Source organism: Marinactinospora endophytica, assembly GCF_054780875.1.
In genome coordinates this window covers 146,568-159,823 of the sequence record NZ_BAAGVM010000009.1, presented here as the reverse complement: position 1 = coordinate 159,823, position 13,256 = coordinate 146,568, and the positions used below count along the sequence as shown (strand labels likewise).

The following is a 13,256-nucleotide window of genomic DNA, read 5'->3' as shown; positions in this document are numbered from 1 at the left end:
GGTCGGGACCGTGTGGTCCCGGGCCGTCGGGGACTGCCGTGGTGGGGATCCTCTGGCAGATCGTACGTGCGCGGGCACGTTCTGAATAGACCCGGCCGGCAGGAAGCAGAGGGGAAGGTGGCGGCGGCGAGGGGGCGGGACGGCCCGCGGGCACCGGAAACGAACGTTCAAGATTCAATCGAACGGTGACGGAAGTCACATTCGCTGGCGGGTTTGCGTGGGGGCGCGACGCGGGCGCCCCCACGCGGCTCAACCGCGGGCGATTTCGGCGACCGTCTCGGCGTAGAGCGGCACCCCCGAGGCGTTGCCCGGGTTCAGTGCCAGCCCGATCCCCTCGGGCAGGGCCCCGGCCAGCTCCCGCGCCGGGATCACGGTGTAGGCCAGGTCGGCGCTGCGCACCCGGAACTGCTCGGCCGAGGTGAAGACCGGCACGAACACCTCCCCCTCCAGTTCCAGCGTCGGCAGGGCGACCGCCCCGTCCCCCTGCTGACCCGCCCCCTCGGGCAGGGGGATCCACAGGTCCCCCTCACGCAGCGCGTCGAGGAAACGGGTGATCGGCTCGGCCTCCTCCTGGGAGTCCTGTTCGGGGGAGGTGGCCAGCGCCGCCTCCAGGGCGCGTTCCACCGCGTTGACGGGAAACTCCTCCGGATCGGCCGCGATAATGTCGTCTGGTCGCGTCATGGTGATGTACGCCTCCTCGGAAGCCCCTGGAACAGGGCCGTCGCCCGGTCGCCGGCCGGCGTGGACGGGCCCTTCTTCGCGAAAGCGGGTGTCATATGGCGACGGTATGCTTGTCAGGCTCGCCGTACCCCGGCCTTTCCGATCGACACCCCGCACGATGCAGAAAGGCACACGAGACGCCGCAGGGCCCGGCCGCGCCGTGCGCGCGCACGTGGCCGAGCCGCACGATTGGTAGTAAGTGACTGATCTGGACCCACATCCCCCTGGAAGCACGCGGGCGGACAGACCAGCGGTCATCCGTTCCTACGTCGCGATCGGCGACAGCCTGACCGAAGGACTGGACGACCCCCGTCCCGGCGGGGGGTACCGCGGTTTCGCCGACCGTCTCGCCGAACACCTCGGCTCGATCACCCCCGGCTTCCGATACGCCAACCTGGCGGTCCGGGGGCGTCGCATGCACCACATCGTCGGCGAGCAGCTCGAACACACCCTCCGCCTGGCGCCCGACCTCGTCACCGTGCACGCCGGCGGCAACGACGTGCTGCGTCCGACCACCGACCTCGACCGCCTCGCCCTCGAACTCGACCAGGGCATCCGCCGGCTGTGCGAGGCCGGCATCCGGGTCGTCATCCTCTCGGGCCACGACACCGGTTGGGTCCCGGTCCTGCGGGTCTACCGCGGGCGCATCGCCGTGTTCAGCATGCACCTGCGCGCCATCGCCGAGCGCAACGGCTGCGACATCGTCGACCTGTGGGCGCTGGACGCCCTCAACGACCCGCGGGCCTGGAGCGTCGACCGGCTGCACTTCAACGCGGCGGGACACCAGATCGTGGCCGCGCGCATCGCCGAGATCCTCGGCCACCCCTTCGGGCCGCGAGAGACGTGGGCGAGCCCGTGGTCGACACCGCCCGAACGTCTGCCCCGCATCCTGCGCCGTCGCGAGAACCTGCGGTGGACGCGCGAGCACCTGGTGCCCTGGCTCAGCCGTCGCGCGCTCGGCCGTTCCTCGGGTGACGGGCGCTTCCCCAAGCGTCCCGACCTGACCGAACTCGCTCCCGGCCAGACCGACGGCCCCCTCCCGACCGACGGGGGTTAGCCCGGAAAGGGTGGGCCCCGCCGGTTCAGTTGCCCGACAGGCTGCGGATCAGATCGCTCACGTGCACGACCCCCATGCACTGGCCGAACTCGTTGACCGAGATCACGTCGTCATAGACGCGGTCGCGGTCGGCGCCGGCCGATCGCAGCGCCGCCAAGGCGGGCAGACCCCGGGCCACCGTGCGCGGGGTGTCGGCGAGACGGCGGGCCGGCCGTTTGGCGTGCAGCGCGTGACCGTAGGGGCCGGTGATCGCGAGCAGGAAGCGCGCCCGGTCCAGCGAGGCCACCGGACGTTCACGGTGGTCGATCAGGATGACGCTGTTGAGCGCGGGGTCGTTGGTGAACGCCTCCAGGACCTCCTCGGCCGTCGCCTCCTCCGGCAGCGTCACCGCGGGCACCACGAACTCCGCCACGCGCGGTCCCGTCTCCAGTCCGGGAGCGGTGCCGTCCAGCGTCGCCTCGGGGACGGGGGTGACCCGGTCGCCGGGACGCCAGCCCTCGTCCGCGAACAACGGTCCCTGCGCCAGGCGCACCCCGGCCCGGCGCAGCGCCACCGCCTGCGCGGCGGTGCGGACCTCGGCGGCCAGCGGAAAGACCCCCGAACCACGGCCGATCCGGGCCAGTCCCTCCACCACCGCTGTCAGACGCTCGTCACCGGGCACCCCGGCCACGAGACCGGGATCGATGCGGAACAGGAACGGGGCGGCCTCCAACAACAGGTCCGGAGCCACCTGGGCGGTTCCCAGCGCGCAGCGGAACCCCATCTCGCGCAGGTAGCCGGTTCCCCGCAGAAGCACATCGCGCGGCAGGTCGCGCAGTTCCGGTCCGATCATCAAGGTGACCTCACGCGGGCGACGGCCGGCCCGGCGCAGGGTGTGCTCCAACAGCGCGAACGGTTCGCGTCCCGCGGCGACCAGCAGCGCGGGGACCGGAAGGACCAGGGGGAGCAGCGTCTCGTGCGCCGCGACCCTGCGGGTCAACCGCGCCAACCGCTCGGCCTGGGCCGGGACGTCCCCGGCGGCGGCGCCGTCGGGGAAGGGGATCACGTCGATGGCCAGGACCGCGCCGGAGTCCAGGTCGACGATCGGACGTAGGGGAGGGGACTCGTTGGATTCGCCGATCGCGCTGTTCCCGCCGGCCGGGATCGCACTTTGTGCCGCGTCGGCGTGAAGGGGATTTCGGTGAGCGGACACCTCACCATCTTGCCGCTCACCAGCGCCTTGGCCAGCACGTGGTGGCGAAGTTCAACGGAACTTCGCCACCACGCAGCATCTCGTTAACACCTGCCCGAAACCGACAGGGCGGACGGTGGGAAACACCGTCCGCCCTGGTCGACTAGGAGATCAGAGGGGAATGTTGCCGTGTGCCCCGCGCGCCGACGGCGCGGTCGCGATCGCCTCGGCGAGCGCGCTGCGGGTCCGCCCGGGCTCGATCACCTCGTCGATCACCCCGATCTGCCGGGCGCGCTCCAGGCCCCCGGAGATCTTCTCGTGCTCGGCCGCCAGGCTCGCCTCCAGGGCCGGACGTTCCTCCTCGGAAACCGCGGCGAGCTTCTTGCGATGCAGGATCCGCACCGCGGCCACCGCGCCCATGACCGCGATCTCGGCGGTGGGCCAGGCGAACACGCGCGTCGCGCCGAGCGAACGGGAGTTCATCGCGATGTAGGCGCCGCCGTAGGACTTGCGGGTCACCAGGGTCACCCGCGGCACGGTCGCCTCGGCGAAGGCGTGCAGCAGCTTCGCGCCGCGGCGCACCACGCCGTCCCACTCCTGGCCCACTCCGGGCAGGTAACCGGGGACGTCGACGACCACCACCAACGGCACCCCGAAGGCGTCGCACATGCGGACGAAGCGGGCCGCCTTCTCGGCCGACTTCGACTCCAGGCATCCCCCCAACCGCAGGGGGTTGTTCGCGATCACGCCGACGGTACGCCCACCGAAGCGACCGAGCGCGGTGACGATGTTGGGCGCCCACTTGGCCTGCAACTCCACCGACTCCTCGCCCAGCGGGGAGTCGAGGAGACCGTTGACCAACGGCTTGACGTCATAGGCGCGCCGCGAGGACTCCGGCAGGACGAACCCGAGATCGACATCCTCGACGGTGGCCGGACGCAGCTGCCCCTGGTGGCCCAGCAGCAGCGCGAGCCGGCGGCCCTGCACCATCGCGGCGGTGTCGTCGGGCGCGGTCACGTGCACCACGCCGCTGCGCCGGCCGTGGGCGTCGGCCCCGCCCAGCTCCTCGGCACTGATCTGCTCGCCGGTCACGCTGCGCACCACGTCGGGACCGGTGACGAACACCTTGCCCTTCTGGGACATCACCACGATGTCGGTGAGCGCCGGACCATAGGCGGCGCCTCCGGCCGCCGGGCCGAGCACCACCGAGATCTGCGGTACGACACCCGACGCCCGGGTCATGGCGGCGAACACCCGGCCCACCGCGTGCAGGCTCTCGGCCCCCTCGGCCAGGCGCGCACCACCGGAGTGCCACAGTCCGATGACCGGTACCCGCTCGCGCACGGCGTGCTCGTAGGCGACCTCGATCGCCGCGCAGCCCGCCGTCCCCATGGCACCGCCCTGGAAACGCGCGTCACTGGCGAACGCGACCGCCGGCATTCCACCGATGCGTCCGACCCCGGCGAGCACGCCACTGTCGTCCTCGGCCGTGAGTAGGCGCAGCGAGCCCTCGTCGAAGAAGGCGGTGAGACGGACCCGAGGGTCGCGATGGTCCTCGGGCGCGCTGGACGGTGCCCCCGGGGCGACTGAGAGGTTGTCGATCACAGTCACGTGAGCCAGCTCCTTTGCGAAGCGGTCGGTTACGAGCGGACGGGAACACCCTCCGCGCCGATGCTGGAACAGCCGTGGAACGAGGCTGGAGTGCGCCTCCCCCGATCCCCCGGGGGGAGGCGCGAAACGCGGCGGGTCAGACCCGCCGGAAGGCCACGGCGACGTTGTGACCGCCGAAACCGAAGGATTCGTTGAGGGCGGCCACGGCACCGGCCGACAGGTCGCGCGGCTTGTCCCGCACGATGTCGACCACCACGCCCGGGTCGAGCTCGTCGATGTTGATGGTCGGAGGAATCTGCCCGTGGTACAGCGCCAGGACCGTCGCGATGGACTCCACCGCGCCCGCGCCGCCCAGCAGATGGCCGGTCATGGACTTGGTCGAGGTGACCGCGACCTGGTCGGCCGCGGAGTCGCCCAGCGCGCTGCGGATCGCCACGGTCTCGCCGACGTCGCCGGCCGGGGTGGAGGTGGCGTGCGCGTTGACGTGGGCGATGTCGTGGGGCTGGAGGTCGGCGTCGGCGAGCGCGGCGGTGATGGCCCGGGCCTGGCCGGTCCCGGCGGGATCGGGCTGCACGATGTCGTGGGCGTCGTTGGAGTAGCCGGCGCCGGCGGCGACGGCGTAGACGCGGGCGCCCCGGGCGCGCGCGTGCTCGGCGGACTCCAGCACGATGATGCCGGCGCCCTCGCTCATGACGAAACCGTCACGGTTGACGTCGAAGGGCCGGGAGGCGCGCTGGGGGTCGTCGTTGCGGGTGGACAGCGCGCGCATCGACGCGAACGAGGCGATGTTGAGCGGGTGCAACGCGGCCTCGGTCCCGCCGGCGATGACGATGTCGGCGCGGCCGGAGCGGATCATGGCGATCGCGTCGGCGATCGCCTCGGCGCTGGAAGCGCACGCGCTCACCGGGGCGTGGGCCCCGGCGCGGGCGCTGAACTCCAGCGACACGGCCGCGGCCGGGCTGTTGGGCATGAGCATCGGCACGGTGAAGGGCGAGACGCGCTTCCAGCCCTTCTCGCGGAAGGTGTCGTACTGCTCCAAGATGGTGAGGATGCCGCCGATCCCGCTGGAGACCACCGCTCCCAGACGCAGCGGGTCGACCTCGGGGGCGCCGGCGTCCTCCCAGGCCTCCTGGGCGGCGATCAGCGCGAACTGCTGCGTACGGTCGAGCCGGCGCATCCGGTGCCGGGGCAGTTTCTCCGACGGTTCCACCGCGACGGCGCCGGCGAAGTGCACCGGCAGGTCCTTGACCCAGTCCTCCTCGATCGTCCGGATACCGGACTGACCCTCGAGGAGCGCGGACCAGGTGCTGGCGACGTCACCCCCCAGGGGAGTGGTGGCACCGAGGCCGGTGACGACGACTTCGGTAGTGCTCATGACCCGATCGCCCTTCTCGTCTCATGGTCGTTCCCCGACCGTTCGGTGCCGGAGATGGAGGGAATGGAGAGGTGGAGGGGGCGGATGCGCCCGGCATCCGCCCGGGGCCCGCCGGCGTCGTGCCGGCGGGCGGTGCCGTCCTACTTCTGGATGAAGTTGATGACGTCCTGGACCGTCTTGAGGTCCTTGAGCTGGTCGTCGGGGATCTCGACGCCGAACTTGTCCTGCGCGGCGACGGCGATCTCCACCATCGACAGGGAGTCGATGTCGAGGTCGTCGACGAAGCTCTTCTCCGGCGTGACCTCCGCGGCCGGAACGCCGGCGACCTCGTCGATGATCTCGCCGAGCCCCTTGAGGATCTCCTGCTCGCTGTGCGCCATGTCGGTTGTCTCCTTCTATCGGTCGTTCGTCCACCGTGGACCCCGTGGGCATGCCACACCGGGCCACGAGTGTGTCAGGGAATCCGCAGCACCTGCGCCGCGTAGCTGAGGCCGGCGCCGAATCCCAGGGTGAGCACGGTGCTCCCCGAGGGCAGCTCACCGCGCCCGATCATGCGCGACAGCGCGAGGGGGACGGACGCGGACGAGGTGTTGCCCGCCGTGACAATATCGCGCGCGATGATCGCCTGAGGAGCGTCCAGCTTGCGGGCGATCGCCTCGACGATGCGCAGGTTGGCCTGGTGCGGCACGAACGCGGTCAGCTCGCTGGGGGCGACACCTGCGCGCTCCAGGGCCTGGAGGGCCACCGGGTACAGCTCCGTGGTGGTCCACCGGAAGACCGACTGGCCCTCCTGGTACAGGTACTTGTTCTCGCGCAGGTAGATCTTGTCGGCGCGTTCGCCGGAGCTGCCCCACACCACCGGCCCGATGTCGGTCTCCTGGCTGGGGCCGACCACGGCGGCGCCGGCGCCGTCGGCGAAGATCACGCAGGTCGAACGGTCGTTCCAGTCGACCCAGTCCGAGAGCTTCTCCGCGCCGATCACGAGCACGTTGCGCGCCGATCCGCCGCGCACCGCGTCGGAGGCCAGGCCCAGGGCGTAGCAGAAACCGGCACAGGCCGCGTTGACGTCGAAGGCGCCGGGGGCCGGAATGCCCAGGCGGGCGGCGACGCTCGCCGCGGCGTTGGGGATCTGGTCGCGTTGCGTGCACGTCGCGACGATGACCAGGTTGATGTCCTCGGCCGACAGGCCGCTGGCCGCGAGCGCCTTGCCGCCCGCGGCGACCGCCATGTCGACGACGGACTCGTCGGCGTCGGCGATGCGGCGCTCCCGGATTCCGACGCGGCTGCGGATCCACTCGTCAGAGGTGTCCACCCGCTGGGCGAGGTCGTCGTTGGTGACGACGTTGGCGGGCTGGTATTCGCCGAAGGCGAGGACGCGGGCGCCGGGCGCCCCGATGGACGGGTTCATCAGTCACGGCCTTCCGGGTCGGCGGAGGGGGAGCCCGCGTGCTCCTTGACCAGCTCGCGGGCGCGGTCGAGATCGTCGGGGGTCTTGACGGCGAGCAGTTCGACACCGCGCAGCGCGCGCTTGGCCAGGCCGACGAGGGTGCCCGCGGGAGGAAGCTCGATCAGGGCCGTCACGCCGAGCTCGGCGAACGTGGCGGTGCAGGCGTCCCAGCGGACCGGGGACTGGATCTGGGAGACCAGGAGGTCCAGGTAGGCGCGTCCGGAGGTGACCACCGAGCCGTCGCTGTTGGTCAGCAGACGGGTGCGGGGGTCGGCCGCGGTGATGTCCTGGGCGCGGCCGCGCACCCGCTCCACGGCCGGGGCCATGTGGTGGGTGTGGAACGCGCCGGCCACGGACAGCGGACGTAGCCGCGCCTTGGCCGGAGGCGCGGCGGCGAACGCCTCGAGCTGCTCCACGGTGCCGGCGGCGACGATCTGTCCGGAGCCGTTGTCGTTCGCCGGGGTCAGCCCCGCGGCCTCGATCGCGGCGAGGACCTCGGCGCGATCGCCGCCGAGGACCGCGGTCATGCCCGTGGCGGTCGTGGCGGCGGCCTCGGCCATACCGCGCCCCCGCTCGGCGACCAGGGCGAGCGCGTCCTCGGGGGACAGCACGCCGGCGACGCCGGCCGCGGTGAACTCGCCGACGCTGTGCCCGGCGACCGCGTCGATCGAGGCGGGGGCCTCGTCGAGGGTGCCGAAGAGCGCGCTCGCCGCGGCCAGGCCGGCGCTGACCAGCAGGGGCTGGGCGATCGCGGTGTCGCGGATCTCGTCGGCGTCGGCCTTGGTTCCGAAGTGCGCGAGGTCGAGGCCGGTGACCGACGACCAGCGGTCGAACCGTTCGGCCATGCCCGGGAGTTCGAGCCATGGGGAGAGGAAACCGGGGACCTGGGCACCTTGGCCGGGAGCGACAATTACAAGCACGACAACCACCTTGCCCTGTAGAACATCGCCAGCTTGATAGGGACAGGCACGAAGTTTAGGACCATCGCTTTGTGGAACCTCTACAAAGTCCGGGTTCTACCGCAGAGTAGCGGGTGAGGTCCGTCACGATATGGCCGGACATGGACGCCTCGACGCCGGCGGCGTCGCCCCCGCCGCCGGCGGGATGTCAACCTAGGTGCGTGACCACGAATTCCACGACGCCGGACGACGGCTCCGGGCGACGGCCCGACGAGACCGGACAGCCGGGCGCGGGCGACGAGGTGCGCGCCGAGACCGTGCGCCGGCTGGAACGCGCCATGGGAGTGCTCGGAACCGCCGTGGTGGCCCGGATGGAGAGCCGCCTGGCGTGGTTCGGGAGGATGACCGCGGAGGACCGCTCCTGGATCGGCCTGGTCGCCCAGTCCGGGGTCGCGGCCTTCGTCGACTGGTTCAAGAACCCCGCCCGCGGCCGGCCCGCCATCACCGTGGAGGTGTTCGGCACGGCTCCCCGCGAGCTGACCCGCTCGGTGTCGCTGCAACAGACCGTCGAGATGATCAGGGTCGTCATCGACGTGGTGGAGAACCAGGTGCAGGAGCTCGCCGCGCCGGGGGGCGAGCAGCAACTGCGTGAGGCGATCCTGCGCTACACCCGCGAGGTCGCCTTCAGCTCCGCCAAGATCTACGCGCGCGCCGCGGAGGCGAGGGGGGCCTGGGACGCGCGTCTCGAAGCGCTCATCGTCGACGCTCTGCTGCACGGGGACCGCGAGGAGGGGCTGCAGACGTGGGGCTCGGCCCTGGGCTGGTCGCGCACGCCGGTCATCGCCATCGCCGGTCACCTCGGCGACCAGGACGGCGAAGGGGTCCTCGACGATGTCCGGTCCCTCGCCCGCCGCTCCGGCCACGACGTGCTCGCCGGAGTCCAGGGCGAGCGGATGGTCGTGGTCATCGGGGTCAACGACCGGACCGGCGCGCGCGATCCGATCACCGCGGCGAGCCCCCTGGCCGGCATGTTCGGTCCCGGCCCGGTCGTGGTCGGGCCGGCCGTCACCGACCTCCAGGCGGCCGGGGTCTCGGTCCGCGCGGCGGTGGGAGGGCTACGCGCCGCCACCGCCTGGCCTGACGCCCCACGACCGGTCCTCGCCGAGGACCTGCTGCCCGAACGCGCCCTGGACGGCGACGCCGCCGCGCGCGAGCAGCTGGTCCGGGAGATCTACCTGCCGTTGCGCGGGGCCGGATCGCCTCTGCTGGACACCCTCTCGGTCTACCTTGAGCACGCCTCGTCCCTGGAGTCCACCGCGCGCATGCTGTTCGTCCACCCCAACACCGTGCGCTACCGGCTCGGCCGCATCGCGGAGCTGACCGGGTTCACCCCCACCGACGGGCGCGGCTCGTTCGTGCTGAGGGTCGCGGTCACCCTGGGGCGGCTGGCCGAACGCGACGGTCTCCTGACGGGGTGACGAGGGTCCCGCCCGGAGCGGGGAACCTCGGTGACACCCCGATCGTCGGGAAGAGGTGAACCGTCCCTCGTGTTCCCTCGGGGCCCGCGGCGAAATGTGAGACGGGTTGCACACTCCTGCTACGCAGACGGGTGAACCAGGGGCTCATGAGGAACGTCTAGCCGGGTAGGGGACGACGCAGACGGAGCGGCGGGAAAACGGATAACGTGAACGGTGAACGGTCGGTCACGAAACGTCGCCGATTCGGGCGTCGTGTCCCTGCTTTTCGGGCACTGGCCCAATCGTTCGGGGAGATGTCTCCCGTAACCGTGCACAAGCATGAGGTGTTGGGGGTGGCAAGGCTGTGACCAGCGTGCGCAAGCTGTACGCGACTTTGAAGGGGGCGGTCCAACAACCCACGATGGCCGGTCAACTGCGACGACAGGTGCTCTTCTTCGTGCCCGTGCCCATCCCGGTCTTCCTCCTCGTCGCGCTGATCGTCGGCGGCGACTGGTCGGCCAAGGGATGGACCATCCTGCTCGCGGTCTCGGTGGGGGTCGCCTCCCTGCTGCTGGCCTTCGTCGTCCAGCCCACTCCGCTGCCCGAGGGGCTGTCGGCCGAGGCGTCGGTGCGCCGATCCCTGTACCGCTTCCAGCAGGTCACCTGGCTGCGCATCGGACTGGCCCTTACCCCCATCATGGTCGGTGCCGGCGCCGCGCTGGCCGGGGGAGGGCTCTTCCCGCTGGCCGTGGCCGCCGCGCTGGCCTGGCCCCAGCTCCTGCTGGCCCTGCCCGGCTTCTTCGTGATCTCGCGGGCCCGGCGCAGCATGGAGGCGTGGGGGACCAAGGCCTACCTGTGGGCCGGGCTCGCCCAGCCGGCCCGGGTCGAGTGGCCGGTGATCACCCCGATCCTGAAGGCCTACCGCACGCGGCGCCGGCGCCTGGCCGCCGAGCGGCAGGAGGCCCAGGCCGGTGGCGACGACGGCGCCGACCGGCTCGACGGTGGCGAGTCGGACCGGGCCGAGGCCGCGGATCCGCGTCCCGAAACCGAGATCGCGGCGCCCAAGCGCGCCGAGGGACTCATCCCCTTCTCGACGGTCGTGCAGCGGTCGGCCCGTCCGGTGCTGCGGCCGCGCGGCAGCAGCCGACCCAAGCCCACGCGTTCCACCCGTCCCGCGCAGCGGAGCAAGGCCAAGAGCTAGCGCGGCCGGACGGCCGGGTTCCACGTACCACGACACCGGGGCGGGGCGTCATTGACGCCCCGCCCCGCTCGTTCGGGCCGGGACTATTCCGGCTCGCCGCCCGGCGCGGACGATCCGTCGAGCCGCCCGAAGGCGTCGACGAGCTGACGCTCGGCGACGTCCAGGTATTCGGCGAGCCGGTCGGCCGCCGCGTCGGGCGCGCCGTCACGGAGCAGCTCATAGATCGCGCGGTTGTGCTCGAGGTAGGGCGCGTGGAAATCACGGGGCGCGGCCATCACGTGGAACACCAGTCGCAGCTCGGCCAGGAGCTGACGCATGATCTCGTCGATGCGCGGGCTGCCGCCGAGACCGGCGATCGCCTGGTGGAAGTGCATGTTCGCGGTTCCCACCCCCCACCAGTCAGAGCGTCGCAGCGCCTCCTCGCCCTCGCGCACCGCCGCCCCGACCCGCTCGACCGCCTCGACCGGCGCCCGCTCGGCACCGCGTAACGCCGAGAGCTCCAACGCGCGGCGCACTCGGTACAGGTCGATCACGTCCTCGACGCCCGGGCGGGCGACGAACACCCCCCGGTGGAACTCGTGCACGAGCAGCCGTTCGTGCCCGAGCAGCCGGAAGGACTCCCGCAGTGTGTTGCGGGAGACGCCCAGCGCCGCCCCGATGGCCTCCTCCGACAGGCGCGCGCCCGGGGCCATCGCGCCCTCCATGATGTGACCGCGCAGCACGTCGGCGACCCGTTCTGCCGTGCTCGACCGCGCGAGTGTTCCCTTTGCCTCAGCGAGCCGGTCGATCCAGTCGCCCGTCACCGTCACCGTCACTCCGTCCCTGGGGGCCGTCGGGTTGCGATTCCTCATTGTGACCGATCGTGAGGCGCGGGCCGTCGTGGGCCGGGGGAGAGGGTCGCGACCCGGGTAGAGGACCCCGGATCAACGAGGGGTGTGACGCGCCTTACTCAACCGTCTGTACTATGTCACTTCTTGGTGAATTGAAGTATTGAAGGATTGTTCAACAATTACCTCGACAGTGTCGTCGTGGTTCCCGAAAACTCCTCGAAGCGAGGACCGCCATGAGCACACCCCGCCGCCCCGACGCCCCGCCGGCCGACACCCGAAAGCCCCGGCGCGGTGTCCTCATCGGCGCCATGTTCCTGATGGCCACCAGCGCCATCGGCCCCGGCTTCATCACCCAGACCACGAACTTCACCGCCCAGCTCGGCGCCGCCTTCGCCTTCGCGATCCTGGTCTCGATCCTCATCGACATCGCCGTCCAACTGAACATGTGGCGGGTGATCGGCGTCTCCGGCTCCTACGCCCAAGACATCGCCAACAAGGTGCTGCCCGGCGCCGGCTTCGTCCTCGCCGCGCTCATCGTCTTCGGCGGCCTGGTCTTCAACGTCGGCAACATCGCCGGGACCGCGCTGGGCCTCGACGCCCTCCTCGGACTCGACGTCAAGATCGGCGGCGCCGTCTCGGCCCTCATCGCGATCGGCATCTTCCTCAGCAAACGCGCCGGCCTGGCCATGGACCGCATCATCGTCGTCCTCGGCCTCGTCATGATCGCGATGACCCTCTACGTCGCCGTCGTCTCCGACCCGCCGGTCGGCGAGGCGCTGCGCCAGTCCGTGCTCCCCGACGAGATCGGCTACACCGCGATCGTCACCATCATCGGCGGCACCGTGGGCGGGTACATCACCTACGCCGGAGCCCACCGCCTCGTCGACGCCGGACTCAGCGGCCCCGACAACGTCCAGGCCATCACCCGGGGATCGGTCACCGGGATCCTCGTCACCGGTGTCATGCGAGTGGTGCTCTTCCTCGCCGTTCTCGGCGTCGTCGCCGGCGGCGCCGCCATCCTCGACTCCCCCAACCCGCCCGCCGCGGCCTTCGCCGAGGCCGCGGGAGAGGTCGGGCTCCGCGTCTTCGGCGTCGTCATGTGGGCCGCCGCGATCAGCTCGGTGATCGGTGCCTCCTACACCTCGGTCTCGTTCGTCTCGTCCTTCTCCCCGGCACTCGCCCGCAACCGGAGCTGGCTCGTCGCTGGCTTCATCGCCCTGTCGACCGTCGTCTACCTCCTGCTCGGACAGGCCCCCGCCACCCTGCTGATCCTCGCCGGCGCCCTCAACGGCATCATCCTGCCCGTCGGCATGGGCCTCCTGCTCTGGGCGGCCGCCCGGCGCTCCCACGACCTGCTGCACGGCTACCGCTATCCACGCTGGCTGCTCGTCATCGGAGTCCTGGCCTGGCTGCTGACGATCTACATCGCCGTCCAGGCCCTCGGCGGCATCGCCGCTCTGTGGCAGTGACCCCGTGCCCGGCCGCCGC

12 protein-coding genes are annotated in these 13,256 nt (G+C 71.5%); 4 read left to right on the top strand and 8 right to left on the bottom strand.

Annotated features, from left to right (window positions below):
- Positions 1-249 precede the first annotated feature (249 nt).
- Complete coding sequence (locus ACYVHU_RS17850) at positions 250-681, bottom strand: SseB family protein (RefSeq protein ID WP_078762439.1); 432 nt, start codon at positions 679-681, stop codon at positions 250-252.
- A 238-nt stretch (positions 682-919) separates the two neighbouring features.
- On the opposite strand from ACYVHU_RS17850, the gene ACYVHU_RS17845 reads away from it, so the two are divergent.
- A complete protein-coding gene (locus ACYVHU_RS17845; protein WP_498949052.1) occupies positions 920-1,777 on the top strand; it encodes an SGNH/GDSL hydrolase family protein in 858 nt (285 codons plus the stop codon).
- Between the two features lie 25 nt (positions 1,778-1,802).
- Here the strand turns inward: ACYVHU_RS17845 and ACYVHU_RS17840 are convergent, their stop codons facing one another.
- The 6 genes from ACYVHU_RS17840 to ACYVHU_RS17815 all read right to left on the bottom strand — a co-directional run bounded on the left by ACYVHU_RS17840 (position 1,803) and on the right by ACYVHU_RS17815 (position 8,301).
- Entirely contained in the window at positions 1,803-2,969 is a 1,167-nt protein-coding gene (locus tag ACYVHU_RS17840; RefSeq protein ID WP_235001024.1) for an EAL domain-containing protein, read from the bottom strand.
- Positions 2,970-3,119: 150 nt separating this feature from the next.
- Positions 3,120-4,559: an acyl-CoA carboxylase subunit beta gene (locus tag ACYVHU_RS17835; RefSeq protein ID WP_078762441.1), complete on the bottom strand. Its 1,440-nt coding sequence runs from the start codon at positions 4,557-4,559 to the stop codon at positions 3,120-3,122.
- A 136-nt stretch (positions 4,560-4,695) separates the two neighbouring features.
- Complete coding sequence (gene fabF, locus ACYVHU_RS17830; protein WP_078762442.1) at positions 4,696-5,934, bottom strand: beta-ketoacyl-ACP synthase II; 1,239 nt, start codon at positions 5,932-5,934, stop codon at positions 4,696-4,698.
- A gap of 140 nt (positions 5,935-6,074) precedes the next feature.
- Positions 6,075-6,314: an acyl carrier protein gene (locus tag ACYVHU_RS17825; protein ID WP_078762443.1), complete on the bottom strand. Its 240-nt coding sequence runs from the start codon at positions 6,312-6,314 to the stop codon at positions 6,075-6,077.
- A 74-nt stretch (positions 6,315-6,388) separates the two neighbouring features.
- Positions 6,389-7,342 (bottom strand): beta-ketoacyl-ACP synthase III, encoded by a 954-nt coding sequence (locus ACYVHU_RS17820; protein ID WP_078762444.1) that lies wholly within the window; start codon positions 7,340-7,342, stop codon positions 6,389-6,391.
- On the bottom strand, positions 7,342-8,301 hold the full coding sequence (locus tag ACYVHU_RS17815; RefSeq protein WP_078762445.1) for an ACP S-malonyltransferase: 960 nt from the start codon (positions 8,299-8,301) through the stop codon (positions 7,342-7,344). The genes ACYVHU_RS17820 and ACYVHU_RS17815 overlap by 1 nt, the downstream gene beginning before the upstream one ends.
- A gap of 200 nt (positions 8,302-8,501) precedes the next feature.
- On the opposite strand from ACYVHU_RS17815, the gene ACYVHU_RS17810 reads away from it, so the two are divergent.
- Both ACYVHU_RS17810 and ACYVHU_RS17805 read left to right on the top strand, forming a co-directional pair.
- Entirely contained in the window at positions 8,502-9,758 is a 1,257-nt protein-coding gene (locus tag ACYVHU_RS17810; RefSeq protein WP_235001025.1) for a PucR family transcriptional regulator, read from the top strand.
- Positions 9,759-10,101: 343 nt separating this feature from the next.
- On the top strand, positions 10,102-10,938 hold the full coding sequence (locus ACYVHU_RS17805; protein ID WP_498949050.1) for a hypothetical protein: 837 nt from the start codon (positions 10,102-10,104) through the stop codon (positions 10,936-10,938).
- 83 nt (positions 10,939-11,021) lie between these two features.
- On the opposite strand, the gene ACYVHU_RS17800 is transcribed toward ACYVHU_RS17805, so the two are convergent.
- Positions 11,022-11,747 (bottom strand): GntR family transcriptional regulator, encoded by a 726-nt coding sequence (locus ACYVHU_RS17800; RefSeq protein WP_235001026.1) that lies wholly within the window; start codon positions 11,745-11,747, stop codon positions 11,022-11,024.
- Between the two features lie 254 nt (positions 11,748-12,001).
- On the opposite strand from ACYVHU_RS17800, the gene ACYVHU_RS17795 reads away from it, so the two are divergent.
- Positions 12,002-13,237, top strand: coding sequence for an NRAMP family divalent metal transporter (locus ACYVHU_RS17795; RefSeq protein WP_078762448.1), 1,236 nt, complete (start codon positions 12,002-12,004; stop codon positions 13,235-13,237).
- Positions 13,238-13,256 lie beyond the last annotated feature (19 nt).

Excerpts from the sequence above, each read along its gene's own strand:
- ACYVHU_RS17850 (WP_078762439.1), bottom strand. The coding sequence starts at position 681 with ATGACGCGACCAGACGACATTATCGCGGCCGATCCGGAGGAGTTTCCC.
- fabF (WP_078762442.1), bottom strand. The coding sequence starts at position 5,934 with ATGAGCACTACCGAAGTCGTCGTCACCGGCCTCGGTGCCACCACTCCC.
- ACYVHU_RS17825 (WP_078762443.1), bottom strand. The coding sequence starts at position 6,314 with ATGGCGCACAGCGAGCAGGAGATCCTCAAGGGGCTCGGCGAGATCATC.
- ACYVHU_RS17820 (WP_078762444.1), bottom strand. The coding sequence starts at position 7,342 with ATGAACCCGTCCATCGGGGCGCCCGGCGCCCGCGTCCTCGCCTTCGGC.
- ACYVHU_RS17795 (WP_078762448.1), top strand. The coding sequence starts at position 12,002 with ATGAGCACACCCCGCCGCCCCGACGCCCCGCCGGCCGACACCCGAAAG.